This window comes from Pedococcus sp. P2_E5, assembly GCF_056403895.1.
On sequence record NZ_JBFUEP010000054.1, the window covers coordinates 1 to 25,462 of the forward strand.

The 25,462-nt window shown below is 68.2% G+C and carries 39 protein-coding genes; 4 read left to right on the forward strand and 35 right to left on the reverse strand.

The features are described from left to right. Positions 1-44: 44 nt before the first annotated feature. Positions 45-695: a TetR/AcrR family transcriptional regulator gene (locus tag AC1DVZ_RS16660; RefSeq protein ID WP_477619326.1), complete on the reverse strand. Its 651-nt coding sequence runs from the start codon at positions 693-695 to the stop codon at positions 45-47. Positions 696-756: 61 nt separating this feature from the next. On the opposite strand from AC1DVZ_RS16660, the gene AC1DVZ_RS16665 reads away from it, so the two are divergent. After that, a complete protein-coding gene (locus tag AC1DVZ_RS16665) occupies positions 757-1,341 on the forward strand; it encodes a cupin domain-containing protein (protein WP_477619327.1) in 585 nt (194 codons plus the stop codon). 132 nt (positions 1,342-1,473) lie between these two features. Here the strand turns inward: AC1DVZ_RS16665 and truA are convergent, their stop codons facing one another. After that, on the reverse strand, positions 1,474-2,343 hold the full coding sequence (truA, locus tag AC1DVZ_RS16670) for a tRNA pseudouridine(38-40) synthase TruA (protein WP_477619328.1): 870 nt from the start codon (positions 2,341-2,343) through the stop codon (positions 1,474-1,476). A 65-nt stretch (positions 2,344-2,408) separates the two neighbouring features. On the opposite strand from truA, the gene AC1DVZ_RS16675 reads away from it, so the two are divergent. After that, entirely contained in the window at positions 2,409-3,614 is a 1,206-nt protein-coding gene (locus AC1DVZ_RS16675) for an MFS transporter (protein WP_477619329.1), read from the forward strand. 196 nt (positions 3,615-3,810) lie between these two features. Here AC1DVZ_RS16675 and rplQ read toward each other — a convergent pair whose 3' ends face one another. The 32 genes from rplQ to AC1DVZ_RS16835 form a co-directional block, all read right to left on the reverse strand. Then, a complete protein-coding gene (rplQ, locus tag AC1DVZ_RS16680) occupies positions 3,811-4,533 on the reverse strand; it encodes a 50S ribosomal protein L17, sunset domain variant (RefSeq protein WP_477619330.1) in 723 nt (240 codons plus the stop codon). Positions 4,534-4,598: 65 nt separating this feature from the next. Next, entirely contained in the window at positions 4,599-5,633 is a 1,035-nt protein-coding gene (locus AC1DVZ_RS16685; protein WP_477613497.1) for a DNA-directed RNA polymerase subunit alpha, read from the reverse strand. A gap of 145 nt (positions 5,634-5,778) precedes the next feature. Further along, entirely contained in the window at positions 5,779-6,387 is a 609-nt protein-coding gene (rpsD, locus tag AC1DVZ_RS16690) for a 30S ribosomal protein S4 (RefSeq protein ID WP_477613498.1), read from the reverse strand. A gap of 35 nt (positions 6,388-6,422) precedes the next feature. Continuing rightward, positions 6,423-6,827, reverse strand: coding sequence for a 30S ribosomal protein S11 (gene rpsK / locus AC1DVZ_RS16695; RefSeq protein WP_477619331.1), 405 nt, complete (start codon positions 6,825-6,827; stop codon positions 6,423-6,425). Next, positions 6,827-7,204, reverse strand: a complete 378-nt coding sequence (gene rpsM, locus AC1DVZ_RS16700) for a 30S ribosomal protein S13 (RefSeq protein WP_477619332.1) — start codon at positions 7,202-7,204, stop codon at positions 6,827-6,829. The genes rpsK and rpsM overlap by 1 nt, the downstream gene beginning before the upstream one ends. Before the next feature lie 237 nt (positions 7,205-7,441). Further along, positions 7,442-7,555 carry a 50S ribosomal protein L36 gene (gene rpmJ / locus AC1DVZ_RS16705; protein WP_010148647.1) on the reverse strand — a complete coding sequence of 38 codons (114 nt, stop codon included), beginning with the start codon at positions 7,553-7,555 and terminating at the stop codon, positions 7,442-7,444. Between the two features lie 68 nt (positions 7,556-7,623). Continuing rightward, positions 7,624-7,845 (reverse strand): translation initiation factor IF-1, encoded by a 222-nt coding sequence (gene infA / locus AC1DVZ_RS16710; RefSeq protein WP_006946284.1) that lies wholly within the window; start codon positions 7,843-7,845, stop codon positions 7,624-7,626. A gap of 266 nt (positions 7,846-8,111) precedes the next feature. Further along, complete coding sequence (gene map / locus AC1DVZ_RS16715) at positions 8,112-8,954, reverse strand: type I methionyl aminopeptidase (protein WP_477619333.1); 843 nt, start codon at positions 8,952-8,954, stop codon at positions 8,112-8,114. Continuing rightward, on the reverse strand, positions 8,954-9,529 hold the full coding sequence (locus AC1DVZ_RS16720) for an adenylate kinase (protein WP_477619334.1): 576 nt from the start codon (positions 9,527-9,529) through the stop codon (positions 8,954-8,956). Before AC1DVZ_RS16720 ends, map begins: the two co-directional genes overlap by 1 nt. Then, positions 9,529-10,842, reverse strand: coding sequence for a preprotein translocase subunit SecY (secY, locus tag AC1DVZ_RS16725; protein WP_477619335.1), 1,314 nt, complete (start codon positions 10,840-10,842; stop codon positions 9,529-9,531). Before secY ends, AC1DVZ_RS16720 begins: the two co-directional genes overlap by 1 nt. A gap of 160 nt (positions 10,843-11,002) precedes the next feature. Then, positions 11,003-11,488 carry a 50S ribosomal protein L15 gene (gene rplO, locus AC1DVZ_RS16730; RefSeq protein WP_140743554.1) on the reverse strand — a complete coding sequence of 162 codons (486 nt, stop codon included), beginning with the start codon at positions 11,486-11,488 and terminating at the stop codon, positions 11,003-11,005. A gap of 2 nt (positions 11,489-11,490) precedes the next feature. Further along, positions 11,491-11,673, reverse strand: a complete 183-nt coding sequence (gene rpmD / locus AC1DVZ_RS16735) for a 50S ribosomal protein L30 (RefSeq protein WP_056924254.1) — start codon at positions 11,671-11,673, stop codon at positions 11,491-11,493. Then, positions 11,670-12,326 (reverse strand): 30S ribosomal protein S5, encoded by a 657-nt coding sequence (gene rpsE, locus AC1DVZ_RS16740; protein ID WP_457253833.1) that lies wholly within the window; start codon positions 12,324-12,326, stop codon positions 11,670-11,672. The genes rpmD and rpsE overlap by 4 nt, the downstream gene beginning before the upstream one ends. Before the next feature lie 40 nt (positions 12,327-12,366). Further along, positions 12,367-12,741 (reverse strand): 50S ribosomal protein L18, encoded by a 375-nt coding sequence (rplR, locus tag AC1DVZ_RS16745; protein ID WP_477613505.1) that lies wholly within the window; start codon positions 12,739-12,741, stop codon positions 12,367-12,369. Between the two features lie 3 nt (positions 12,742-12,744). Next, the gene (gene rplF, locus AC1DVZ_RS16750; RefSeq protein WP_477619336.1) at positions 12,745-13,281 is read right to left on the reverse strand and encodes a 50S ribosomal protein L6; all 537 of its coding nucleotides are present in this window, start codon (positions 13,279-13,281) and stop codon (positions 12,745-12,747) included. 11 nt (positions 13,282-13,292) lie between these two features. Then, a complete protein-coding gene (rpsH, locus tag AC1DVZ_RS16755) occupies positions 13,293-13,691 on the reverse strand; it encodes a 30S ribosomal protein S8 (RefSeq protein WP_477619337.1) in 399 nt (132 codons plus the stop codon). Positions 13,692-13,769: 78 nt separating this feature from the next. Beyond that, a complete protein-coding gene (locus AC1DVZ_RS16760) occupies positions 13,770-13,955 on the reverse strand; it encodes a type Z 30S ribosomal protein S14 (protein ID WP_035902511.1) in 186 nt (61 codons plus the stop codon). A gap of 1 nt (position 13,956) precedes the next feature. Continuing rightward, positions 13,957-14,562 (reverse strand): 50S ribosomal protein L5, encoded by a 606-nt coding sequence (gene rplE, locus AC1DVZ_RS16765; protein WP_477619338.1) that lies wholly within the window; start codon positions 14,560-14,562, stop codon positions 13,957-13,959. A gap of 5 nt (positions 14,563-14,567) precedes the next feature. After that, positions 14,568-14,927 carry a 50S ribosomal protein L24 gene (rplX, locus tag AC1DVZ_RS16770; protein WP_477613509.1) on the reverse strand — a complete coding sequence of 120 codons (360 nt, stop codon included), beginning with the start codon at positions 14,925-14,927 and terminating at the stop codon, positions 14,568-14,570. Between the two features lie 3 nt (positions 14,928-14,930). Next, positions 14,931-15,299 (reverse strand): 50S ribosomal protein L14, encoded by a 369-nt coding sequence (gene rplN / locus AC1DVZ_RS16775; protein ID WP_056923992.1) that lies wholly within the window; start codon positions 15,297-15,299, stop codon positions 14,931-14,933. A gap of 136 nt (positions 15,300-15,435) precedes the next feature. After that, on the reverse strand, positions 15,436-15,726 hold the full coding sequence (rpsQ, locus tag AC1DVZ_RS16780) for a 30S ribosomal protein S17 (protein WP_477619339.1): 291 nt from the start codon (positions 15,724-15,726) through the stop codon (positions 15,436-15,438). Continuing rightward, positions 15,723-15,977 carry a 50S ribosomal protein L29 gene (gene rpmC / locus AC1DVZ_RS16785; protein ID WP_477619340.1) on the reverse strand — a complete coding sequence of 85 codons (255 nt, stop codon included), beginning with the start codon at positions 15,975-15,977 and terminating at the stop codon, positions 15,723-15,725. Before rpmC ends, rpsQ begins: the two co-directional genes overlap by 4 nt. Further along, positions 15,977-16,396, reverse strand: a complete 420-nt coding sequence (rplP, locus tag AC1DVZ_RS16790) for a 50S ribosomal protein L16 (protein WP_477613512.1) — start codon at positions 16,394-16,396, stop codon at positions 15,977-15,979. The genes rpmC and rplP overlap by 1 nt, the downstream gene beginning before the upstream one ends. 1 nt (position 16,397) lies before the next feature. Further along, on the reverse strand, positions 16,398-17,219 hold the full coding sequence (gene rpsC, locus AC1DVZ_RS16795; protein ID WP_477619341.1) for a 30S ribosomal protein S3: 822 nt from the start codon (positions 17,217-17,219) through the stop codon (positions 16,398-16,400). Next, positions 17,219-17,587: a 50S ribosomal protein L22 gene (gene rplV / locus AC1DVZ_RS16800; RefSeq protein WP_477613901.1), complete on the reverse strand. Its 369-nt coding sequence runs from the start codon at positions 17,585-17,587 to the stop codon at positions 17,219-17,221. The genes rpsC and rplV overlap by 1 nt, the downstream gene beginning before the upstream one ends. 32 nt (positions 17,588-17,619) lie before the next feature. Further along, complete coding sequence (gene rpsS / locus AC1DVZ_RS16805) at positions 17,620-17,901, reverse strand: 30S ribosomal protein S19 (RefSeq protein WP_056923996.1); 282 nt, start codon at positions 17,899-17,901, stop codon at positions 17,620-17,622. An 18-nt stretch (positions 17,902-17,919) separates the two neighbouring features. Continuing rightward, positions 17,920-18,756, reverse strand: a complete 837-nt coding sequence (gene rplB, locus AC1DVZ_RS16810) for a 50S ribosomal protein L2 (protein ID WP_056923997.1) — start codon at positions 18,754-18,756, stop codon at positions 17,920-17,922. Positions 18,757-18,791: 35 nt separating this feature from the next. After that, positions 18,792-19,103 carry a 50S ribosomal protein L23 gene (gene rplW, locus AC1DVZ_RS16815; RefSeq protein ID WP_477613514.1) on the reverse strand — a complete coding sequence of 104 codons (312 nt, stop codon included), beginning with the start codon at positions 19,101-19,103 and terminating at the stop codon, positions 18,792-18,794. Further along, complete coding sequence (rplD, locus tag AC1DVZ_RS16820; RefSeq protein WP_477619342.1) at positions 19,100-20,179, reverse strand: 50S ribosomal protein L4, sunset domain variant; 1,080 nt, start codon at positions 20,177-20,179, stop codon at positions 19,100-19,102. Before rplD ends, rplW begins: the two co-directional genes overlap by 4 nt. Before the next feature lie 5 nt (positions 20,180-20,184). Continuing rightward, a complete protein-coding gene (gene rplC / locus AC1DVZ_RS16825) occupies positions 20,185-20,841 on the reverse strand; it encodes a 50S ribosomal protein L3 (RefSeq protein ID WP_477613516.1) in 657 nt (218 codons plus the stop codon). Between the two features lie 10 nt (positions 20,842-20,851). Then, positions 20,852-21,160, reverse strand: a complete 309-nt coding sequence (rpsJ, locus tag AC1DVZ_RS16830) for a 30S ribosomal protein S10 (protein WP_009775966.1) — start codon at positions 21,158-21,160, stop codon at positions 20,852-20,854. 492 nt (positions 21,161-21,652) lie between these two features. Continuing rightward, positions 21,653-22,225 carry a hypothetical protein gene (locus AC1DVZ_RS16835; RefSeq protein ID WP_477619343.1) on the reverse strand — a complete coding sequence of 191 codons (573 nt, stop codon included), beginning with the start codon at positions 22,223-22,225 and terminating at the stop codon, positions 21,653-21,655. 165 nt (positions 22,226-22,390) lie between these two features. On the opposite strand from AC1DVZ_RS16835, the gene AC1DVZ_RS16840 reads away from it, so the two are divergent. After that, complete coding sequence (locus AC1DVZ_RS16840; protein WP_477619344.1) at positions 22,391-23,692, forward strand: alpha-hydroxy-acid oxidizing protein; 1,302 nt, start codon at positions 22,391-22,393, stop codon at positions 23,690-23,692. Then, entirely contained in the window at positions 23,692-24,318 is a 627-nt protein-coding gene (locus tag AC1DVZ_RS16845; protein ID WP_477619345.1) for a GNAT family N-acetyltransferase, read from the forward strand. The genes AC1DVZ_RS16840 and AC1DVZ_RS16845 overlap by 1 nt, the downstream gene beginning before the upstream one ends. Positions 24,319-24,430: 112 nt before the next feature. Here the strand turns inward: AC1DVZ_RS16845 and tuf are convergent. Then, the coding region (gene tuf / locus AC1DVZ_RS16850) for an elongation factor Tu (protein ID WP_477619346.1) at positions 24,431-25,462 on the reverse strand (1,032 nt) is incomplete at its 5' end.

The window sequence follows — 25,462 nt, forward strand, 5'->3', positions numbered from 1 at the left end:
CCCCCGCATCCGCGACCGTGCAACGACGCCTCAGCCGTCCGGGATCAGGCGTCGCCGGTGAGCAGCATCCGGCACCACAGGTCCGCGAGGTGGGCGGCATAGCGCTGGGCCGACCAGCCCCGTGAGTCCAACAACAGCCAGTACTCAGGCCCGTTCGTCGACCACACGATGTCGGCGACCTCGCGGTCGGTCAGGTCGTCCCTGAGGTGCCCGGTGGACCGCAGGTCGGCGGCGAAGAGCAGCATGTTCGATGCCCTGCGCTCGACCAGCGTGGCCCACGCCTGCGCACACTCCTCGTCGGTGTCGCCCGCCCGTCGCAGGGCGTCGATGAGGGGCGCCGTGTGCGGCATCACCACACCGAGCGACGCGGCATACACGGCGATCTTGGCCCGGCCGGAGGGCGCAGCCCGCACGGCTCGGACGTAGTCACGCTGCTCGGCCGGGATCGGCTCGTCCGAGGAACCCAGCACCATGTCGATGACGGCCACCATCAGCTCGGGCTTGCGGCCGACGCTGGTGTAGACGGTGTCGACCGACACCCCTGCCCGGGCGGCGATCTGGGCGACCGTGGTAGCGGCATACCCGTTGTCCGACAACAGGTCTCGCGCCGCCGCCAGGACCTCACGGCGGGTGCGGGCAGCCCGCTCGGCGCGGACGGGCGAGGTGTAGCGCCGAGGCTTGACGGAGTCGCTCATTGGGCCTAGCGTACCAATATTCGCCCGAATCCGTTTCGGATGAATATTCGGGAGGAACCCCATGACCGACTCCACGACCGACTCCATGACCGACAAGCCGACGAACGCCACCGGCCCCGGCCCCGAGCCCGATGGCGCGGCGGCGGCGCCGCAGCCTCGGGCCGTCTTCCGGGGAGGGGGAACTGCGCGCGGCACGTGGGCCATGGGCTCGCTGTTCGAGCACCTGCTGACGGCGCAGGAGTCGGGAGGCACCCTGGGCGTCGCCCTGGTCACCCAGCCGCCCGGTATCGCGACCCCCCTGCACCGCCACCACCGCGAGGCCGAGGCGTTCTTCCTGCTCGACGGCACCATGACCTACCGCGCCGGCGATGAGGTCTTCCACCTGACCGAAGGCGACTTCATCTGGCTGCCGCCGATGCTCCCCCACGCCTTCCGCGTCACGGGCGACCGGCCGGTGCGCTTCCTCGGCCTGGCCGATCCGGGGCACCTCTTCGGGCTCTACGACGAGGTGGGCCTTCCGGCCGGCGAGCGCCGGCTCCCCGGTGCCGACGGGCGACCCATGGCGGAGGAGATCCCACGCTGGAACGCCGTGGGGCCGAAGTACGGCCTCGAGGTGGTCGGGCCGCCCCTGCCCGAGGAGTCCTAGCCCCCTTCGCGCCAACTTCTGCTAGCAGACTTTCCCCGGCTCAGCGCAGGCCGCAACCTCTGCTGGGCGGGCCAAAGTCTGCCAGCAGAAGTCGGGGGCAGAAGTTGGGGGCAGACGTGGGGGTCGAGCGGGTCAGCCGAGGGTTCGCCTGACCCGCGACTCCTTGGCGCGGACAGCCAGCCCCTCGTCGTCGGGATAGACGACCTCCTCGAGCGACAGACCGTGCGGGGGCATCACCACGACAGCGGCGTCTCGGGCCGCAGCGCGCATCACCTCGGCGGGCCAGTCGACCCCTTTGCGCCCTTCACCCACCGGCAGGACGGCGCCAACCAGGGAGCGCACCATCGAGTGGCAGAAGGCGTCAGCGACCACCGTCGCTTCGAGCGTGCCGTCGGCGGCCCGCCGCCAGGAGTAGTCGAGCAGGGTCCGCACCGTCGTCGCCCCCTCCCGCTTCTTGCAGAAGGCCCCGAAGTCGTTCAGCCCCAACAGTTTCTGCGCAGCCGCGTGCATGGCATCGACGTCGAGCGGGCGCTTGATGATGACGGTCTCGCGGCGCCGTAGCGGGTCCGCCAGCTCCGGTCGGTCGGCCAGACGGTAGAGGTACCGACGCTGCAGCGCGGCAAAGCGCGCCTCGAAGCCCTCTGCGGCGACGGCCACTGCCCGCATGCCGATGTCGGCTGGGAGTATGCCGCGCAGCCGGCTCAGTGCCGCGTCCTCGGGTGTCCGCGTGGATCGACCGGGCAGCAGGGCCCAGGCTGCGGGGTCGGGGTCGAGGTGGGCCACCTGACCCCGCGCATGGACACCGGCGTCGGTGCGCCCCGCCACCGTCAGCCGCACCGGCTCCTCGGCCCGCAGGATGGTGGTCAGGGCTGCGGACAGGGTCCCCTCCACGGTCCGCAGTCCCGGCTGGGCCGCCCACCCGGAGAAGTCGGTGCCGTCGTAGCCGAAGTCGAGCCTGATCCGCAGGGGCACCGTCGGCCGCTCCCCCTGCTCCTCGTCCATACGGCAAGCCTAGCCACGCGCGAGGATTGGCCCTCGCCGGACCCGGCGTCTGCCAGAGTGGCCGCGTGAGGAGTGCCACCGCCCCGCCGCGGACCGCCGCCGCGCTGTCCCGACACCGCGCAGCCGTCGCAGCCGCCTTCGCCGTGCAGGGCCTGCTGTTCATCTCCCTGACGACCCGGCTGCCGAGGTTCCAGACCATCTGGGACCTGTCGGAGCTGTTCGTCTCGGGCCTGCTGCTCATGGTGGTGCTGCTCGCTGGCGCCGGATCGGCCCTCGCGGAGCTGGCGGCCACCCGGATGGGCAGCGCCGGCACGCTGCGGGCCGGGTTCGCCCTGCAGGCCCTGGGCCTGGGCGCTGTCGCCGTTGCGCCGCAGCGACCCGTCTTCGTCGCAGGACTGGCGGTCTACGGCCTGGGCCTGGGCGTCGTCGACGCCGCCTCGAACATGCAGGCAGTGGCCGTGGAGCACCGCTACGGGCGCACCATCCTGCCGTCCTTCCACGGCGCCTGGACCGCGGGCGGGATCGTCGCGACGGTCGTCACGATCGCAGTGACCCGGCTGGGACTGGCCGTCGGCCTGTTGCCACTGTGCGCCCTCGCCCTCGGTCTGCTCGTGGCACCCCTGCTGCCCGCGGGTGCCGACGACTCGGCCGCCCCCGCTTCTCCGGAGGACGTCGCTCTGGACGTCCCCTGGCGCAAGATCGCCCTGCTGGGTGCCGCGATGGTGCTCTTCTACATGGTCGACACGGCGGCGACCACGTGGGGGCCGGTCTTCCTCAAGTCGGTCCACGAGGCCCCCGACTGGCTGCTCCCCCTGGCGACGCTCCCCTACCTGGTGGCGAGCCTGGCCACCCGACTCGCCGGCGACGCCGCCGTGGCCAGGGTCGGGGCGGTGCCGTTGCTACGGATCGGCGCGCTCGTCGCCAGTGCGGCCCTGGCGGTCATCGTCTTCTCGCCGTCGTGGCCGGTCGCGGTACTCGGGTTCACCGTGCTCGGCGGGTCGGTTGCGGTGATCGCTCCACTGTCCTTCTCCGCGGCAGCTGTCGTCGCCGGTGGCGGGCTCGACCCCGAGGCGCGCCGTGCCCGGGTGGACGCCGTCATCGCCCGGTTCAACCAGTTCAACTACGTCGGCGGCCTGCTCGGGGCGGTCCTGACCGGCGTCGTCGGGTCCGATTCCCTTCGGCCGGGCTTCGCGGTCCCCATGGTCCTCATCCTGGCGATCCTCCCGCTCGCCGGCGCCTTCCGGGCCGAGCCGGCCACCCGGTATACCTGAGCTCCCACCCCTGACCCACCGCGGAAAACCCGCACTTCTGGCCAGCCATACCGCAACAGAGGCTGCGACGGGCCGACCCCTGCGGCATCGGTGGCCAGAAGTCGGGAAGTGGACGGGTACGGACGAACAGGGCCGTCCACCCGCGTGGGGTGAACGGCCCTGTTGGTATGCCGTGTGGTGCGGGGTGGTGCGTAGGTCAGGCGCCGGCCTTGGTGAAGCCAGCGGCCTCGGCGTCGGCGGCAGACTTGAACCAGAACTCGGCCACCGTCTGGTCGAACCACTGGCCGTCGGCCTCGTGGTACTTGCCGGAGTCGGCGTTGCCCTTGACCGTGTAGGCCTCGTCGGGCGAGGAGCCGTCCTCGTTGGCAGCGATGGCGCCCTCGGGCACCTCGGTGGCAGCGGGTGCCTCGGCGTCGACCAGGGTCGCAGCCTCGGTGGTCTCCTCGGCCTTGGCGTCGTCCTCGGCAGCCTTGGTCTGCGCCGCGGCCTCCTTGGCCTCAGCCTGCTTGGCGGACCGCTTGGTGGCAGCCTCCGCCTCCTTGACGGTCGCCTTCTTGGCCAGCGGCTCGCGGACGAGCTCGATCACGGCCATGGGGGCGTTGTCACCCTTGCGGGCGCCGATCTTGGTGATGCGGGTGTAGCCGCCGGGACGCTCGGCCATGTCGGGCGCGATCTCGGTGAAGAGACGGTGCACGACGCCCTTGTCGGAGATGACCGACAGGACGCGACGACGGGCGTGCAGGTCACCGCGCTTGGCGAACGTCACGAGACGCTCGGCCAGCGGGCGCAGGCGCTTGGCCTTGGCCTCGGTGGTGGTGATCGAGTCGTGCTCGAACAGCGACTGGGCCAGGTTGGCCAGGATCAGTCGCTCGTGGGCCGGACCGCCGCCGAGACGGGGACCCTTGGTGGGGGTAGGCATGGTTCAGGTTCTCCTTGGTGTGCGAGGGGCGGATGGTCTCCCGTCCGCCCCTCAGCGGCGGTTGGTCAGAGCTGCTCGTCTTCGGCCAGCGAGCGGCCGTCGTCAGCGAAGTCGTCGTCGTAGTCGCCGTAGTTGTCAGCGATCGCGCTCGGGTCGAACCCGGGCGGGCTGTCCTTGAGCGCCAGACCCATGCCCACGAGCTTGGCCTTGACCTCGTCGATCGACTTCGCACCGAAGTTGCGGATGTCGAGCAGGTCGGCCTCGCTGCGACCCACGAGCTCACCCACGGTGTGGATGCCCTCGCGCTTGAGGCAGTTGTAGGACCGGACGGTGAGGTCGAGGTCCTCGATCGGCAGGGCCAGGTCGGCCGCCAGGGCGGCGTCGGTCGGCGACGGGCCCATGTCGATGCCCTCGGCCTCGACATTGAGCTCGCGGGCCAGGCCGAACAGCTCGACCAGGGTCTTGCCGGCCGAAGCCATGGCGTCACGCGGAGCCATCGAGTTCTTGGTCTCGACGTCGACGATGAGCTTGTCGAAGTCGGTGCGCTGCTCGACACGGGTGGCCTCGACCTTGTAGGTCACGGCCAGCACGGGCGAGTAGATGGAGTCGACCGGGATGCGGCCGATCTCCTGGTCACCGGACTTGTTCTGGTTGGCCGAGACGTAGCCGCGACCGCGCTCGACGGTCAGCTCCATCTCGATCTTGCCCTTGCCGTTGAGCGTGGCGATGTGCAGGTCGGGGTTGTGCACCTCGACACCGGCCGGCGGCGCGATGTCCGCGGCGGTGACGGCGCCCGCACCCTGCTTGCGCAGGTACATGACGACCGGCTCGTCGTGCTCCGAGGAGACGACCAGACCCTTGATGTTGAGGATGATCTCGGTGACGTCCTCCTTGACCCCGGGGATCGTGGAGAACTCGTGCAGCACGCCGTCGATGCGGATGCTGGTCACGGCTGCGCCGGGGATGCTCGACAGGAGCGTGCGGCGCATGGAGTTGCCGAGCGTGTAGCCGAAGCCAGGCTCGAGGGGCTCGATGACGAAGCGGCTGCGGTTGTCCGCAACCACGTCTTCGCTGAGGGATGGGCGCTGTGCAATGAGCACGGGTGTTTCCTTTCTCGTCGGCGACCGCTATATGACGCCGAGAATGTGGACCGGTTGTCCCGGTCCGCCGTGCCCACCTCTGTCTGCGGGCACGACCACAGGCGAGGTATGCCGCGTGGTCACCCACGCGGCATACCTCATGCCGTCAGTTCTTCGAGTAGAGCTCGACGATCAGCTGCTCGGTGAGGATCGTGTCGATCTGCGCACGCTCCGGGAGCTGGTGGATCATGATCTGCAGCGTGCCCGGGACGACCTGGAGCCAGGCCGGGGTGGGGCGCTCACCGAACGTCTGGCGAGCCAGCTCGATCGGGAAGGTGTTCACGGACTGCTTGCGAACGGTGATGATGTCGTACTGCTCGACGCGGTAGGACGGAACGTCCACCCGCACGCCGTTGACCTCGAAGTGGCCGTGCGTGACGAGCTGGCGAGCCGCACGACGGGTGCGGGCCAGTCCGGCGCGGTAGACCACGTTGTCCAGGCGGGACTCGAGGATCTGCAGCAGGGTCTCACCGGTCTTGCCGGAACGCCGTGAGGCCTCCTTGTAGTAACCGCGGAACTGCTTCTCCATGACGCCGTAGGTGAAGCGAGCCTTCTGCTTCTCCTGCAGCTGGGTGAGGTACTCCTTCTCCTGCATCCGGCGACGGCCGTGCTGGCCGGGCGGGAAGGGACGGAGCTCGAAGTTCTTGTCGCCGCCGACGAGGTCGACCTTGAGGCGACGCGACTTCTTGGTGATGGGGCCGGTGTAACGAGCCATGAGTTTTCTCTATCTCCCTGTTCTTTACCGACGGCTCAGACGCGGCGGCGCTTGGGCGGGCGGACGCCGTTGTGCGGCGAGGGGGTGACATCGCTGATCGCGCCGACCTCGAGGCCGGTGGCGGTCAGGGAGCGGATGGCCGTCTCACGGCCGGAGCCGGGGCCCTTGACGAAGACATCGACCTTGCGCATGCCGTGCTCCATCGCGCGGCGGGCGGCAGCCTCAGCGGCCATCTGCGCAGCGAACGGGGTGGACTTGCGCGAACCCTTGAAGCCGACCTGGCCGGCGGAGGCCCAGGCAATGACGGCGCCGTTGGGGTCCGTGATCGAGATGATGGTGTTGTTGAAGGTGCTCTTGATGTGAGCGTGCCCGTGGGCGATGTTCTTCTTTTCCTTGCGGCGCACCTTCTTGGCGCCGGCAGTGCGAGCCTTGGGAGGCATTACTTACCAACCTTCTTCTTGCCGGCGACGGTGCGCTTCGGGCCCTTGCGGGTGCGCGCGTTGGTCTTGGTGCGCTGTCCACGCACGGGCAGGCCGCGGCGGTGGCGGATGCCCTCGTAGGAACCGATCTCGACCTTGCGGCGGATGTCGGCGGCGATCTCGCGACGGAGGTCACCCTCGATCTTGACGTTCGCCTCGAGGAAGTCGCGGAGCTGGACCAGCTCCGCGTCCGTGAGGTCGCGGACGCGGGTGTTCGGGTTGACACCCGTGGCAGCCAGCGCCTGCTGGGAGCGGGTACGACCCACTCCGAAGATGTAGGTGAGAGCGATCTCGACGCGCTTCTCGCGCGGGAGATCCACACCAACAAGACGTGCCATCTTGTGTGTTTCCTTTGTTTCACCGGAGGTCTGGAGCAGTACCGTTCCGGGCTTGGTCCCGAAGCTTTCCTCGGGGCACCGGTCCCCGGCCTCCGGGCCGGGGGTGACGTCCTGGGCTGCGTCGACGACGCTGCTCTCAGGGGCCGGGTACTGCGGTCAATTCACTTGTCTGCGCTTCTCGAAGAGATGCGAGTCGTGCTGGGCGAGGCCCGTTCCCGGGCCCTGCGGTACTTCTGGTCAGCCCTGGCGCTGCTTGTGGCGCAGGTTCTCGCAGATCACCATGACCCGGCCGTGACGGCGGATCACCTTGCACTTGTCGCAGATCTTCTTGACGCTCGGCTGAACCTTCATAGCCTCTGCTTCGCCTCGATCTGGCACTGCCGGTCCGGTCGGACAGACAGGTCTAACGGGTGGTGCGTCTAGCGGTAGCGGAAGACGATCCGGCCACGGGTCAGGTCGTACGGGCTGAGCTCCACCACCACGCGGTCCTCGGGGAGGATCCGGATGTAGTGCTGACGCATCTTGCCCGAGATGTGAGCGAGAACCTTGTGACCGTTCGTGAGCTCGACCCTGAACATCGCGTTCGGGAGAGCCTCGACGATCGTGCCCTCGATCTCGATGACACCGTCCTTCTTGGCCATATCCTCCACAATCTGTTGCGTGGTACCCCTGCTGGGGCGCGCACACGAATGCGGCGCGCGAGGTCGCGCACCGACAGACGAGTCTACGCCAGGACGCGCTGAGCACGAAATCCGTGCCAGCCGAGCCCCACCAGTCCCACTGGCCAGCACCCGTCCCGACTTCTGGCCACGGGTGACGCACGACGACCGGGATCTTGGCCACGGATGTGGCACCAGTGGCCAGAAGTGCGGGAAAGGGGCAGAGCGAGGGGTGGGAGGGGGCCGGGTCAGGCGAGGGGGGCGTATGCCGCGCCGGCGGCTTCCAGCCGCTCCCTGCCACCGTCGAGGGCCGTGAGCACCCACAGCCCGTCGTCGGTGACGGCCACGGTGTTCTCCCAGTGCGCGGCGCGGGAGGAGTCGGTGGTCACGACCGTCCAGTCGTCCTGGAGCACCCGGGTCTCGGCGGACCCGAGCGTGATCATCGGCTCGATCGCCACCGTGACGCCCGCCCGCACAGTCGGCCCCTTGTCGCGGACGCGGTAGTTCGGCACCTGCGGATCCATGTGCATCTCGGTGCCGATGCCGTGGCCGACGTACTCCTCGACGATCCCGTAGTCGTGGCCGTCGCGCTCACCCGAGGCGACGATGCTGTCCTCGACACCAGCACCCACGGCATAGAGCGACTCCCCCACGGCGAGCGCGGCGATGCCGGCCCACATGGAGTCCTCGGTGGCGTCGATGAGCGCGAGGTCCTCGGGGCGTCCGGCGTCACGGCCCCCGACGATGACCGAGATGGCGGCGTCACCGTGCCAGCCGTCGACGATGGCGCCGCAGTCGATCGAGATGAGGTCTCCCTCGGCGAGCACCCGCGAACCCGGGATACCGTGCACCACCTCGTCGTTGACCGACGTGCAGAGCGAGCCGGTGAAGCCGTGGTAGCCCAGGAACGACGGGGTCGCCCCGCACCCGCGGATGTGCTCCTCCGCGAGCTCGTCGAGCTGCTTGGTCGTCATGCCCGGACGGACCGTCTGGGCCATCAGCTGCAGGGTCTGACCGACCACCAGACCAGCCTTGCGCATGCGCAGGATCTGGTCTGGGGTCTTGGTCTCGATGCGGGACCGGCCGAACATCAGGATCGAGCAACCCCTTCGAGGGCGTCGGAGATGCGGGTGAAGACGTCGTCGACCGAACCCATCCCGTCGACCTGCACGAGCAGGCCACGAGCGGCGTAGACGTCGGTCAGCGGAGCGGTCTCGCGACGGTAGATCGCCTGACGCTCGCGGATGACCTCTTCGGTGTCGTCCTCGCGGCCCTCGATCTGCGCGCGCTTGAGCAGCCGCTGGACGACGGCCTCGTCGTCGACGGTCAGCTCGAGGACGGCCTCGAGGGCGTGGCCGTGCTCGGCCAGGATCGCGTCGAGGGTCTCGACCTGCGCCGCGGTGCGAGGGAAGCCGTCGAGCAGGAAGCCCTGCTCCGCGTCGTCCTCGAACAGCCGGTCGCGGACGACGGCGTTGGTGATCTCGTCGGTGACATAGCCACCGGACGCGAGCACCTCCTTGACCTGCAGGCCGAGCGGTGTCTCGTTCTTGATGTTGGCGCGGAAGATGTCACCCGTGGAGATCGCGGGGATGCCGAGGCTCGAGGCGATCTTGGCGGCCTGGGTGCCCTTACCGGCACCGGGAGGCCCGAGGATGATGAGGCGCATCAGCGGAGGAACCCTTCGTAATGGCGCTGCTGCAGCTGCGACTCGATCTGTTTCACCGTCTCAAGGCCGACGCCCACGATGATGAGGATGGAGGTGCCACCGAACGGGAAGTTCTGGTTGGCGCCGACGAGTACGAGTGCGATGAGCGGGACCAGCGAGACGAGGCCGAGGTAGATGGCCCCTGGAACCGTGATGCGGGTGAGCACGTAGTCGAGGTACTCGGCCGTGGGTCGCCCGGCGCGGATACCTGGGATGAAGCCGCCGTAGCGCTTCATGTTGTCGGCCACCTCCACCGGGTTGAACGTGATCGACACGTAGAAGAACGTGAAGAACAGGATCAGCGCGATGTAGATGAGCATGTAGATCGGGTGGTCGCCCCGCACGAGGTGCTGGTCGATCCACGTCACCCAGCCGGGCTGGTTGCCCGTGGTCGACCTGTTGAACTGTGCCAGCAAAGACGGCAGTGCGAGCAGCGACGAGGCGAAGATCACGGGGATCACGCCGGCCATGTTGACCTTGAGCGGGATGTAGGTGGACGTGCCGCCGTACATCTGGCGGCCGACCTGGCGCTTGGCGTACTGCACGGGGATGCGCCGCTGGCTCTGCTCGACGAAGACGACCAGCGCGATGATCAGGAACCCGAGCAGGATGACGCCGATGAAGATGTCCCAGCGGCCGTCCTTCTGCTGGATCGCCCACAGCGAGGACGGGAACGAGCTGGCGATCGAGGTGAAGATCAGCAGCGACATGCCGTTGCCGATGCCCTTGTCGGTGACGAGCTCACCGAGCCACATGACGACGCCGGTGCCGGCGGTCATGGTGAGCACCATGATGACCAGGGTCGGGATCGACTCGTCGGGCAGGATGTTCGTGCAGTTCGGGCCGAACAGCGCCGAGGGGTTCTGGGCGAACGTGATGAGCGTGGAGGACTGCAGGACCGCAAGGCCGATCGTCAGGTAGCGCGTGTACTGCGTCATCTTCGTCTGGCCCTGCTGGCCCTCCTTCTTGAGGGCCTCGAACCGCGGGATGACCACGGTGAGGAGCTGCACGATGATGCTCGCCGTGATGTACGGCATGATCCCGAGCGCGAAGATCGACAGCTGCAGGAGCGCGCCGCCACTGAACAGGTTGGCGAGGCCGAGCACACCGGTGGTCGAGTCCGCACCCTTGATGCAGGCCTGGACGGCCTTGTAGCTCACACCGGGGACGGGCACGTGCGAGCCGAGTCGGAAGATGACGACGATCGCGAGGGTGAACAGCAGCTTCCTGCGCAGGTCCGGCGTCTTGAACGCACGGGTGAAGGCGGTGAGCACAGGTCCTCCTGGTGACGCGGGCCGGTTCGGCCTCGCGAGAATGATGGTCAGGCAATCCTAGGAAGGTTACCTCGGGAGTTTGCCCGGGACAGCAAACGGGGTATGCCGCGAGCTCACCTTGAGCGGTGAGCCCGCGGCATACCCTGTCGTTCTGGCGTGGTCAGGCGGAGGTGACCGAGCCGCCAGCGGCTTCGATCTTCTCCTTGGCAGTCGCCGAGAACTTGTCAGCGGTCACGTTGACCTTGACGGTGATCTCGCCGGTGCCGAGCACCTTGACCGGGGAGTTGTCGCGGACCGCACCCTTGGCCACGAGGTCGGCGATGGTCACATCGCCACCCTCGGGGAACAGGGCTGACAGCTTGTCCAGGTTCACGACCTGGAACTCCACGCGGAACGGGTTCTTGAAGCCACGCAGCTTCGGGAGACGCATGTGCAGCGGCATGGCGCCACCTTCGAAGCGCTCCGGAACCTGGTAGCGGGCCTTGGTGCCCTTGGTGCCACGACCGGCGGTCTTGCCCTTGGAGCCCTCACCGCGACCCACACGGGTCCTCGCGGTCTTGGCGCCGGGAGCCGGACGCAGGTGGTGCACCTTGAGGGTCGTGCCCTCGGGTGCGGCAGCGGCCTTGGCGGCCTTCTTCTCTGCCATGGTCAGTCAACCTCCTCGACGGCAACGAGGTGCGTCACCGTCTTGACCATCCCGCGGATCTCGGGACGGTCCTCCTTGACGACGACGTCGCCAATGCGCTTCAGACCGAGGCTGCGCAGCGTGTCACGCTGGTTCTGCTTGCCACCGATCTCGGAACGGGTCTGGGTCACCTTGAGACGCATCAGGCACCTGCCTTGGCGGCTTCGCGGCCAGCAGCCTGGGCGCGCAGCATGGCGGCCGGGGCGACGCGGTCGACCGGGAGGCCGCGGCGGGCAGCCACTTCCTCCGGACGCTCGAGACCCCGCAGGGCCGCGACCGTCGCGTGGACGACGTTGATGGCGTTGTCCGAGCCGAGCGACTTGCTCAGCACGTCGTGGATGCCGGCGCACTCGAGCACCGCACGCACCGGACCACCGGCGATGACACCGGTACCGGGGGCTGCGGGACGGAGCATGACGACACCGGCAGCCGCCTCACCCTGCACGGGGTGCGGAATGGTGCCCTGGATGCGGGGGACCTTGAAGAACTCCTTCTTGGCCTCCTCGACACCCTTGGCGATCGCCGCGGGAACTTCCTTGGCCTTGCCGTAGCCGACGCCGACGGTGCCGTCGCCGTCGCCCACGACCACGAGGGCGGTGAAGCTGAAGCGACGTCCACCCTTGACGACCTTGGACACGCGGTTGATGGTCACGACGCGCTCGACGTAAGCGCTCTTCTCGGCCTGGTCACGGCCGCCTTCACGACGGTTGTCGCGGCCACCGCGGCGGTCGCCGCGCTCGCCACGAGCTGCGTCGCCGCCAGCAGCGGCACCAGTGCCTCGACGCTGGGGTCCGGGCATCAGATGTTCCTCATCTCAATAACAGTTGCGGTCACGGTGCTCACAGGGCCAGTCCACCCTCGCGGGCGCCCTCGGCGATGGCAGCGACGCGGCCGTGGTACTTGTTGCCACCACGGTCGAAGACGACAGCCTCGACACCGGCGCTCTTGGCGCGCTCGGCGAGCAGCTCGCCCACCTTGCGGGCCTTTGCGGTCTTGTCACCCTCGAACGAACGCAGGTCCGCCTCCATGGTGGAGGCCGACGCCACGGTCTTGCCCAGGGTGTCGTCGACGATCTGCACGAAGACGTGGCGCGAGGACCGCGACACGACCAGGCGCGGACGAACCGTCGTGCCGGTCACCTTCTTGCGCAGGCGCAGGTGGCGACGTCCGCGTGCAGCGGACTTGCCCTTGGCGCGCTTGACGATCATTGCCATGGCTTACTTACCGGCCTTTCCGACCTTGCGACGGATGTGCTCGCCCGCATAGCGAACGCCCTTGCCCTTGTACGGGTCGGGCTTGCGCAGCTTGCGGATGTTTGCAGCAACCTCGCCAACGAGCTGCTTGTCGATTCCCTGGACCGCGAAGCGGGTCGGGTTCTCGACGGCGAAGGAGATGCCCTCGGGGGCCTTGACGGTGATCGAGTGGCTGTAGCCGAGCGCGAACTCGAGGTCCCCGCCCTTGTTGGCCACGCGGTAACCCGTACCGTGGATCTCCATCTTCTTCTCATAGCCCTCGGTCACACCGAGAACCATGTTGTTGATGAGCGACCGGGTCAGGCCGTGCAGGGCACGGGACTGGCGCTCGTCGTTGGGGCGCTTGACCTCGAGGTCCGAATCACCCTTCTCGACGGTGATCGGCTCGGCCACGACGTGGCTGAGCTCGCCCTTGGGGCCCTTCACCTTGACGGACTGGCCGTCGATGGTGACCTCGACACCGCTCGGGATGGAGACCGGGAGTCGTCCGATACGCGACATGTCGAATCCCCCTACCAGACGTAGGCGAGGACTTCCCCGCCCACGCCCTTGGACTTGGCCTGGCGGTCCGTGAGGAGACCAGACGAGGTGGAAAGGATGGCCACACCGAGACCGCCGAGAACCTTGGGCAGGTTCGTCGACTTGGCGTAGACGCGCAGACCGGGCTTGGAGACACGGCGCACGCCAGCGATCGAACGCTCACGGTTGGGGCCGTACTTCAGCTCGATGGTCAGCGTCTTGCCGACCTCGGCGTCCTCGACCTTCCAGGAGGCGATGTAGCCCTCCTCCTGGAGGATCTCGGCAATGTGGGACTTCAGCTTGGAAAACGGCATGGAGACATCGTCGTGGTGCGCCGAGTTGGCGTTCCTGACGCGGGTCAACATGTCCGCAATCGGGTCAGTCATGGTCATGGGCTTCTCCGGCCCTCTCTCACCGTGGTTTCACTGCGGATGCAGCGACCTGCGATGTAAGGATGAAATCGGTGGGTATTACCAGGAGCTCTTGGTGACGCCGGGCAGTTCGCCGCGGTGAGCCATCTCGCGAAGGCAGATGCGGCACAGCCCGAACTTGCGGTAGACCGAGTGCGGTCGGCCGCAGCGCTGACAACGGGTGTAGCCGCGCACCTTGAACTTCGGCTTCTTGTTGGCCTTGTTGACCAGGGCGGTCTTCGCCATGTCAGTTCTCCTTGAAGGGGAAGCCGAGCGCCTTGAGCAGTGCGCGGCCCTCGTCGTCATTGGTGGCCGTGGTCACCACAGTGATGTCCATGCCACGCACGCGGTCGATCCGGTCCTGGTCGATCTCGTGGAACATCGACTGCTCCGTGAGACCGAAGGTGTAGTTGCCGTTGCCGTCGAACTGCTTGGGCGACAGGCCGCGGAAGTCACGGATACGGGGCAGGCCGACCGACACGAGGCGGTCGAGGAACTCCCACATCCGGTCGCCGCGCAGCGTGGTGTGCGCACCGATCGGCATACCCTCGCGCAGCTTGAACTGTGCGATGGACTTGCGGGCCTTGGTGACCAGGGGCTTCTGGCCGGTGATGGCGGACAGGTCCTTGATCGCGCCCTCGATGAGCTTGGCGTCCTTGGCGGCGTCACCGACACCCATGTTGACGACGACCTTGACCACGCCGGGCACCTGCATGACGTTCTCGTAGCCGAACTGCGTGAACAGCTCGCCCTTGATCTCGTCCGCGTAGCGCTGCTTGAGGCGCGGCGTCACCGCTGCGGAGACCTCGGTCTGGGGCTTGCTGTCTGTTGACGTGATTGCAGTTTCGGTCATGTCTCTCACAGGTCCTTGCCCGAGCGCACGGCGACACGGGTGCGGACGGTCTTGGTGCGGCCGCCCCGCTCGACGGTCTCGACGCGGGTCTTGATCCGGGTCGCGAGCTTCTTGTCATCGGGGTCCACGACGGCCACGTTGCTCACGTGGATCGCGGCTTCCTGGACCACCAGGCCACCGGTGCGGGTGCCGCGAGCGGACTGACCGGCCTTGGTGTGGCGGGTCACCCGGTTGACGCCCTCGACGAGCACGCGCTCGGTCTCGGGGTACACGGCGATGACCTTGCCGATGCTGTTGCGGTCCTTGCCGGTGAGCACCTTGACGGTGTCACCCTTCTTGATCTTCATCTTCTTCTTGTCAGCCATGGGTCAGAGCACCTCCGGCGCCAACGAGATGATCTTCATGAACTTCTTCTCACGCAGCTCGCGGCCCACCGGGCCGAAGATGCGGGTGCCACGGGGGTCCCCGTCGGCCTTGAGGATGACGGCGGCGTTCTCGTCGAACTTGATGTACGACCCGTCACCGCGACGGCGCTCCTTGGTGGTGCGCACGATGACGGCCTTGACGACGTCGCCCTTCTTGACGTTGCCGCCGGGAATGGCGTCCTTGACGGCGGCGACGATGACGTCACCGATGCCGGCGTAACGACGACCCGAGCCACCGAGAACACGGATGCAAAGGATTTCCTTGGCACCAGTGTTGTCGGCGACGCGCAGTCGCGACTCCTGCTGGATCACTGTCTAACTCCTGTCGTCGAGCTGGTTCTCACGCAAGGTGAGCCTTGCCGAACTGTGGGGGGCTTGTTTCCGTGCCCCGCGGCATACCCGGGGTGTTTCTCCGGTATGCCGCGTGGGCGGCGGATGCTGAGGTGTACTACTTGGCCTTCTCGAGGATCTCCACCACGCGCCAGCGCTTGGTGGCCGACAGCGGTCGGGTCTCCATGATCGAGACGCGGTCACCGATACCGGCGGCGTTGTCCTCGTCGTGGGCCTTGACCTTGCTCGAGCGTCGCAGGACCTTGCCGTAGAGCGCGTGCTTGACGCGGTCCTCGACCTCGACCACGACGGTCTTGTCCATCTTGTCGCTCACCACGTAGCCCTGGCGGGTCTTGCGGTAGTTGCGGTCTTCAGCCGTCACGGCCTCATCCTTCACGTTCTCGGTCATGCCGACTCCTCCTTGGCTTCGACACTCGGGCTCTGCCCGATGCCGAGCTCGCGCTCACGCAGCTCGGTGTAGATGCGGGCGATGTCCTTGCGGACGGCGCGCAGGCGGCCGTGGTTGTCCAGCTGGCCGGTGGCCGACTGGAACCGGAGGTTGAACAGCTCCTCCTTGGCCTTGCGGAGCTCGTCGACCAGGTGGTCTTCGTCGAGACCACGCAGGTTCTCGGACACCAGGTCCTTGGATCCGACTGCCATCAGATGTCACCACCCTCACGCCGAACGAAGCGGCACTTCATGGGGAGCTTGTGCATCGCCAGACGCATGGCTTCACGGGCGACCTCTTCGGACACGCCGTTCACCTCGAACATCACGCGACCAGGCTTGACGTTGGCGATCCACCACTCGGGGGAGCCCTTACCGGAACCCATGCGGGTCTCGGCAGGCTTCTTGGTCAGCGGGCGGTCGGGGTAGATGTTGATCCACACCTTTCCGCCACGCTTCATGTAACGCGTCATCGCAATACGAGCGGACTCGATCTGACGGTTGGTGACGTAGGCGGGCTCGAGGGCCTGGATGCCGTAGTCGCCGAACGCGATCTTGGTGCCACCCTTCGCAGCGCCCGAGCGACCCGGGTGGTGCTGCTTGCGGTGCTTGACTCGACGAGGAATCAACATGTCAGGACTGCTCTCCCTCAGTGCTGGCCGGGGCTGCGGTCGCCTCAGCGGCGGGAGCCTCGACAGCGGTCTCGGTGGCGGCCTCCGGACGCTCGCGACGAGCGCGGGCCGGACGGTCTGCGCCGTCACGACGCGGGCCACGGCTCGGACGCGGCGCAGCAGCCTGCTGCTGAGCCAGCTCGCGAGCGGTGACGTCGCCCTTGTAGATCCACACCTTGACGCCGATGCGACCGAAGGTGGTGCGGGCCTCGTAGAAGCCGTAGTCGATCTGCGCACGCAGGGTGTGCAGCGGGACGCGACCCTCGCGGTAGAACTCGGTGCGAGACATCTCGGCGCCGCCGAGGCGACCGGAGACCTGGACACGGATGCCCTTGGCGCCGGCGCGGGTGGCGGACTGCATGCCCTTGCGCATCGCACGACGGAACGACACACGAGCAGAGAGCTGCTCGGCGATGCCCTGTGCGACGAGCTGGCTGTCCACCTCGGGGTTCTTGACCTCGAGGATGTTCAGCTGGACCTGCTTGCCGGTCAGCTTCTCGAGCTCGCCGCGGATGCGGTCGGCCTCGGCGCCACGACGACCGATGACGATGCCGGGACGCGCGGTGTGGATGTCCACACGGACGCGGTCACGGGTGCGCTCGATCTCGACGCGGGAGATGCCGGCCCGCTCCATGCCCTCGGACATGAGCTTGCGGATGGCGACGTCTTCCTTGACGTAGTCGCGGTACCGCTGACCCTCCTTGGTGGAGTCAGCGAACCAGCGGCTCTTGTGCTCGGTGGTGATACCGAGGCGGAAGCCGTGCGGGTTGACCTTCTGACCCATTAGCGGGTGCCTCCCTTGGTGGTCTTCGGCGTGACGACCACGGTGATGTGGCTGGTCCGCTTGTTGATGCGTGCCGCGCGGCCCTGGGCCCGCGGGCGGAACCGCTTCATGGTCGGACCCTCGTCGACGAACGCCTCGCTGATGACCAGGTTGGTCTCGTCGAAGGCCTCAGAGGCCTTGTCCGCCTTGACCCGGAGGTTGGCGATGGCGCTCTCGAGCACCTTCTGCACCGGGTCGGAGGCGTACTGCGGCGCGAACCGGAGCACGGCGATGGCCTCAGTGGCCTGCTTGCCGCGGATCAGGTCCACCATGCGGCGGGCCTTCTGGGGCGTGACGCGGACGTGCCGCGCACTCGCCTTGGCTTCCATCACGTTGTCCTTGTTCTCGATAGGGGCGGCCATCAGCGACGACGCCCCTTCTTGTCGTCCTTCACGTGACCCTTGAACGTGCGGGTCGGTGCGAACTCACCGAGCTTGTGGCCGACCATCGACTCGGTGACGAACACCGGGACGTGCTTGCGGCCGTCGTGCACGGCGAGGGTGTGACCCAGCATGTCGGGGCTCACGACCGACCGACGTGACCAGGTCTTGATGACGTTCTTGGTGCCCGCTTCGTTCTGGACGTCGACCTTCTTCTGAAGGTGGCCGTCGATGAAGGGGCCCTTCTTCAAGCTACGAGGCATGGTTTCTCAGGCTCCTTCTCAGCGCTTCTTGCCAGTACGACGGCGGCGAACGATCATCTTGTCGCTTGGCTTGCCGGGGCGGCGGGTGCGGCCCTCGGCCTGACCCCACGGGCTGACGGGGTGACGTCCACCGGACGTCTTACCCTCGCCACCACCGTGCGGGTGGTCGACCGGGTTCATGGCGACACCACGGACGGTCGGGCGCTTGCCCTTCCACCTCATGCGGCCGGCCTTGCCCCAGTTGATGTTGGACTGCTCGGCGTTGCCGACCTCGCCGACCGTGGCGCGGCAGCGCAGGTCGACGTTGCGGATCTCACCGGACGGCATACGCAGCTGGGCGTAGGGGCCGTCCTTGGCGACGAGCTGCACACGCACACCAGCCGAACGGGCGATCTTCGCGCCACCACCGGGCTTGAGCTCGACAGCGTGGATGACCGTACCGGTCGGGATGTTGCGCAGCGGCAGGCTGTTGCCGGGCTTGATGTCGGCCGAGGGGCCGTTCTCGATGTTGGCGCCCTGCTCCAGGCCCTTGGGGGCCAGGATGTAGCGCTTCTCACCGTCGGCGTAGTGCAGCAGCGCGATGCGCGCCGTGCGGTTGGGGTCGTACTCGATGTGAGCGACCTTGGCCGGCACGCCGTCCTTGTCATGGCGACGGAAGTCGATGACGCGGTAAGCGCGCTTGTGTCCACCACCGATGTGACGGGTGGTGATGCGGCCGTTGCTGTTGCGTCCACCGGACTTCGTCAGGGGGCGCACCAGCGACTTCTCAGGCGTGGAGCGCGTGACCTCGACGAAGTCGGCGACGCTGGAGCCTCGGCGGCCAGGCGTGGTCGGCTTGTACTTACGGATACCCATGTTTCGTAATCCCTTACGTCTCTTCAGCGATTCCGTCAGGCGCCGGCACCGAAGATGTCGATCGAGCCCTCGCGGAGGGTGACGATCGCACGCTTGGTGTCCTTGCGCTTGCCGAGGCCGAACCGGGTGCGGCGGGTCTTGCCGACACGGTTGAGGGTGTGGACGGAGTCAACCTTGACGTTGAAGACGCGCTCGACGGCGATCTTGATCTCCGTCTTGTTCGCCCGCGGGTCGACGATGAAGGTGTACTTGCCCTGGTCGAGCAGCGAGTACGACTTCTCGGAAACGACCGGCGCGATCAGGATGTCGCGGGGGTCCTTGCCGTACAGAGCAGACTGGGTGCTCACTTGGTCTCCTCCTCAGCCACGTCCTGGGCGGCAGCGCCACCGGCGGGGACGAAACCGGCAGCCGCGGCGGCATCCGCAGTGCGGAACCAGACTTCAGCGACGGTCGCGTCGTACCAGCGGGAGCCGGGGACGTGGAACTTCATCGAGTCCTTGTTGCCCTTGACCTCGAAGCCCTCCGGCGCGGAGCCGTCCTCGAGGGCGGCAGCCGAGTCGGCGCCGAAGCCACCGTCGGTGGCCTCGGGAGCGTCCACCAGCGTGGCGGCCTTCTCAGCCTTGGCAGGCTTCTCGGCCTTGGCGGGCTTGTCGGCCTTGGCGGGCTTCTCGGCCTTGGCAGGCTTCTCGGCCTTCGCGGGCTTGTCAGCCTTCGCCGGCTTCTCGGCCTTGGCCTCGGACTTCTCGGTCTTGGCAGCCTTGGCCGGCTTGTCGGCCTTGGCGGGTGCGTCGTCGACGATCTCGACCTCGATGACGCCACCAACCGGCTGGGCCTTGGAGACGAATGCCTCCAGGGATGCGGTGGTGAAGACGACGTCGTCCGCGCACAGCACGTCATACGTGTTGAGCTGGTCGGCGGCGAGCACGTGCACACCGTCGAGGTTGCGGACCGACTTCAGCGACACGACGTCACTGCGGTCGAGCACGACGAGCAGGTTGGGGCGGTCGGTCAGGCCGGCGAGCAGCGCGAGCGCGTCCTTGGTGGACGGCGCAGTGCCGGTCACCAGGGAGTCGACCACGTGCACCCGGTCGTTGCGGGCCCGGTCGGAGAGGGCACCGCGCAGGGCGGCAGCCTTCATCTTCTTGGGGGTCCGCTGGCTGTAGTCACGCGGCTGCGGGCCGTGGACGACGCCACCGCCGGCGAACTGCGGAGCGCGGGTCGAGCCCTGGCGGGCGCGGCCGGTGCCCTTCTGCCGGTAGGGCTTGCGGCCACCACCGCGGACTTCGCCGCGGGTCTTGGTGGAGTGCGTGCCCTGACGCGCGGCGGCCAGCTGGGCCACGACGACCTGGTGGATCAGCGGAACGTTGACCTGGACGTCGAAGATCTCGGCGGGCAGGTCAGCAGCGACAGTCTTGGTTGCCATCTGGCTCAGGCTCCCTTCGCGGCCGTGCGGACGAGGACAGTGCCGTTGCGGGGGCCGGGAACGGCACCCTTGATCAGCAGCAGGCCCCGCTCAACGTCCACGGCGTGGATCGTGAGGTTCTGGGTGGTCTGACGCTCGCCGCCCATCCGGCCGGCCATGCGCATGCCCTTGAACACGCGACCCGGGGTGGCGCAGCCACCGATCGAGCCCGGCTTGCGGTGGTTCTTGTGGGAACCGTGGGAGGAGCTGACGCCGTGGAAGCCGTGACGCTTCATGACGCCGGCAAAGCCCTTGCCCTTGGTGGTTCCCGTGACGTCGATCGCCTGGCCGGCCTCGAAGGTCTCGACCGTGACTTCCTGGCCGAGCGTGTACTCGGCGGCGTCAGCGGTACGGAGCTCCACGAGGTGGCGACGCGGGGTCACGCCGGCCTTCTCGAAGTGCCCGGTCAGGGGCTTGGTCACCTTGCGGGGGTCGATGGCGCCGAACGCGATCTGGACGGCGTCGTAGCCGTCCTTCGCAGCGGCGCGGACCTGCGTCACGACGCAGGGGCCCGCTTCGATGACGGTGACGGGGATGAGCCGGTTGTCGGCATCCCACACCTGGGTCATACCGAGCTTCTTGCCCAGTACGCCCTTCACGGTCTTGGTAGCAGTGGTGGTCATTTCGCCAGCCTCAGAGCTTGATCTCGATGTTGACGTCTGCCGGCAGGTCGAGACGCATCAGCGAGTCGACGGCCTTCGGCGTCGGGTCGATGATGTCGATCAAGCGCTTGTGGGTGCGCATCTCGAAGTGCTCGCGGCTGTCCTTGTACTTGTGGGGCGAACGGATGACCACGAAGACGTTCTTCTCCGTGGGCAGCGGCACAGGGCCGACTACCGTCGCGCCAGCACGGGTCACCGTGTCGACAATCTTGCGCGCCGAGTTGTCGATGACCTCGTGGTCATACGACTTCAAGCGGATGCGGATCTTCTGTCCCGCCATCTCCGTTACGTCTCTCTCTCGCCGAACATCTAGCTTGGCCGGCTCTTGGCCATCTCCGACCCCCGCGGTCGGGTGTGTCGCACCCGCTTCGCGGCCGGACGACATGCGTTTTCACGCAGTCGTGCGGTTCGGATTGACCGGCAGAGCCGGGGCTTGCGCTTCCCTGGAGTGTCGCCCCGCGCATCAATGCACGGTTCGAGGTGTGTCACCGGGGGTGGCGGCGTCGACATGGGTCAACGGCGCGCGTCAAGCAACCGGTCCAGTGTGCCAGAGGCGACGGTGACCTACCAAATCGAGGCGGGGCCACGCGGCATACCCGCTCCGATGGCGCGTCGCGCAGGTCCACCACGTCCTCGGTATGCCGGGTGGCCGCCACGCGCTGCAGGCGCAGGCACTGGGCGGCTGGCACCTCGCCGGGGCGCGACGAGGCCCCGGCCCCGCCCGCTGGGGGGACGGATGGAGCCGGGGCCGGTCAGGGCTGGTCAGGGTGCCCTACGGGCGTCCGCCACCCAGGACGCCCGCGTCGAACGCCTTGAGGACCGAGGTCTTGTCCGCGCCCGTCAGGGTTCCTGCCTTGACCGCGGCATCGAGGCGTGCGGACAGCTCGCTCTTGTGGCTGGCCTCGCGGTCGGCCCTGATCGCGTCGAGAGCGGCCTGCACCTTGGCCTCGCTCACGCCGAGCTCCTTGGCCAGCGCCGTCACCCGCGCCTTCTCCCGGGCCTGGCGCTCCGCATCGGTCGGCTTGGTGCCCTGGGCCGGGGGCGTCGTCGGCTTCTGGGCGGCACGGACCTTCTCCAGTGCGGCACTCACCTTGGCCTCCGTGAGTCCCAGCTTGGTGGCGAGGGCGGCAGCGTCGAGGCCGCCGGGGCCGCCACGGTGTCCGCCAGGGCCCCCTGGTCCCCTTCCGGCGTCGGCACCGGGCTGCGACGGTGCGGCGGTCGCGGTGGCGGAGGTGGACGGGGTGGGAGTGGTGTCCGCCATGGCCGCGCTGGCGCCGATCCCGGCGGCGACGGCCGCGACCCCGCCCGCTGCGGCGATCTTCATGGACTTGCTGACTGTGGGCATGGTGGGCCTTCGTCCTCTCGGCAGGGAGCGCGCCGGTGCGGCTCCTCGGACCTCGAGGCTGCGCCGTGTGACTGGCATGGAGCCGTGCTGCACCTGTCACTGGGCTGTCAGRGACGTCGGCGCCGTTCACCCACGAGCGGGTCGACCCACTGGCAGGATCGAGTCATGACGACGCCGCCCGAGGGTCCCGGCCGGGCCAGGCAGAGCCTGATCTACCGCGCGGGGGTGCTGGGCCACCGACCCACGATCCCCACGGACTTCGCCGAGCTCGAGCGACGCGCGGCAACGGCCATGTCACCCCGGGCCTGGGCCTACGTCGCGGGTGGGGCGGGCGAGGGCGCGACCATGCGGGCGAACCGCGCTGCCTTCGAACGCGTCCGGATCGTGCCACGCCTGCTGCCCGGAAAGGCACGGCGCGACCTGTCCACCGAGCTGCTCGGCAGACGACTGCCCGCACCGTTGCTGCTCGCGCCGGTTGGTGCAGCCGGGTTGGTCCACCGGGACAGCGACCTCGCGATCGGCTCGGCGGCGGCCGAGCTCGGTCTGCCGTACATCCTGTCCAACCAGGGCTGTTCGCCGATGGAGGACGTGGCGGCCGCCATGGGCTCGGCGCCGCGGTGGTTCCAGCTCTACTGGTCCACCGACGAACCCCTCGTCGACAGCCTCCTCGCGCGGGCCGCCGCGAGCGGCGCCGAGGCCATCGTGGTCACCCTCGACACGACGATGCTCGGCTGGCGTCCCCAGGACCTGAACCTCGGGTCGCTGCCGTTCTCCCAGGGCATCGGGATCGCGCAGTACACCTCCGACCCGCGCTTCCAGGAGGTGGTCCGCGACCGGATGGCCGCGAAGTCCGCCGCGGCGGCCGGCGGTCCCAAGGACGACGTCAAGGTCACCGTCGGGGCGCTGCGGTCGCTGCTGTCGATCAGTCGCGAGCACCCCGGCGACCTGCGCGCCAACCTCCGCTCCCCCACGCCGCGCGCGGCCGTCGAGACCTTCCTCGACATCTACTCGAACCCCGGGCTCACCTGGGTGCAGCTCGCCACCCTGCGCACGCGCACGGAGCTGCCGTTCCTGGTGAAGGGCGTCCTGCATCCGGACGACGCGTTGCGGGCGGCGGAGGCGGGCGCCAGCGGCGTCGTGGTGAGCAACCACGGCGGACGGCAGGTCGACGGCGCCATCGCCTCCCTCGATGCCCTCCCGTCCGTGCGCGCGGCCGTGGGACCGGACCTCGCGGTGATCCTGGACAGCGGCGTCCGCACCGGCAGCGACGTCGTCAAGGCCATCGCCCTGGGCGCCGACGCCGTCGCCGTCGGCCGGCCCTACCTCTACGGCCTGGCCCTCGCCGGCCGGGACGGGGTCCGGGACGTGCTGGCCAACATGGTGGCCGAGCTCGACCTGACCATGGGTCTGTCGGGAGTCACCTCGGTGGCGCAGATCGGTCCCGAGCTCGTGCAGACCGCCCCCTGATGGCCAGGCCCCGGTTGACGACGCCGCGGCTCGAGCTGCGACCTCTGCAGGCCGACGAGAGCGACCTGCTGGTCGAGCTCGATGGCGACCCCGACGTGATGGAGTTCCTCACCGGTCGGGGCGCCGAGCCGCAGGAGGTCATCGAGGTGTGGATGCCGCGCCTGACCGAACCTGCGCACGACGCCCTCGGGCTGGGCTACTGGTCGGCCTTCGAGGACGGGGTCTTCGTCGGGTGGTTCTGCCTGACCCCGGCCGAACCGGACGACGCGGCGGACGACGCTGGTGCAGGGAGCGGGGCTGCCGGAGGATCTGCCGGACCGGGAGCTGCCGAGCTGGGATACCGGTTGCGCAGGCGCGCGTGGGGGCGGGGCCTTGCCACCGAAGGCGCCACCCGCCTGCTGGAGCACGGCTTCGGCACCGTCGGCCTGGACCGGATCTGGGCCGAGACGATGGCCGTGAACGTGCGCTCGAGGGCTGTGCTCGCACGGCTCGGCCTGCGCCACGTCCGCACCGACATCAGGGAGTGGGACGACCCCCTGCCCGGCGCCGAGCTCGGCGAGGTGGTCTACGAGCTCACCGCAGCCGAGTTCGCGGCCACCCGCCCCGAGAGGCAAGCGGGCGCCTGAAGCCGGGCACGCGGCATACCGGGCACAGCGCTGTCACATGACACGGAAAGGCCCCGCAGCCGAAGCTGCGGGGCCCTTCCGTGGTGCTGGTGCGTCAGATCACCGGTGAGTGCTACTTGGTGATCTTGGTGACGCGGCCGGCGCCGACGGTACGGCCGCCCTCGCGAATGGCGAAGCGCAGGCCCTCCTCCATGGCGATCGGCTGGATGAGCTCGACGTTCATCTCCGTGTTGTCACCGGGCATGACCATCTCGGTGCCCTCGGGGAGGTGCACGACGCCGGTCACGTCGGTGGTGCGGAAGTAGAACTGCGGGCGGTAGTTGTCGTAGAACGGCGTGTGACGGCCGCCCTCATCCTTGGAGAGGATGTAGACGTTGGCCTCGAAGTCCGTGTGAGGGGTGATCGAGCCCGGCTTGCAGATGACCTGCCCGCGCTCGACGTCCTCGCGCTTGGTGCCACGAAGGAGCAGGCCGACGTTCTCGCCCGCACGACCCTCGTCGAGCAGCTTGCGGAACATCTCGATGCCGGTGACCGTGGTCTTGGCCGGCGGACCCGTGTGGATGCCGACGATCTCGATCTCAGCGTTGACGTTCAGGATGCCGCGCTCGATACGACCGGTGACGACGGTGCCACGACCGGTGATCGTGAACACGTCCTCGACGGGCATGAGGAACGGCTTGTCGACGTCACGCTCGGGGATCGGGATGTGGTTGTCCACGGCGTCCATGAGCTCCAGGACGGAGTTGCCCCACTCGGCGTCGCCCTCGAGCGCCTYGAGTGCCGAGACCTTGACGACCGGCAGGTCGTCGCCCGGGAACTCGTAGTCGGACAGCAGCTCGCGGACCTCCATCTCGACGAGCTCGAGGATCTCCTCGTCGTCGACCATGTCGGCCTTGTTGAGCGCCACGACGATGTAGGGAACGCCGACCTGGCGGGCCAGGAGGACGTGCTCCTTCGTCTGCGGCATCGGGCCGTCGGTCGCCGCAACCACGAGGATCGCACCGTCCATCTGCGCCGCACCCGTGATCATGTTCTTCACGTAGTCAGCGTGACCGGGGCAGTCGACGTGGGCGTAGTGACGGCTCTCCGTCTGGTACTCGATGTGCGCGATCGAGATCGTGATACCGCGCTGCTTCTCTTCGGG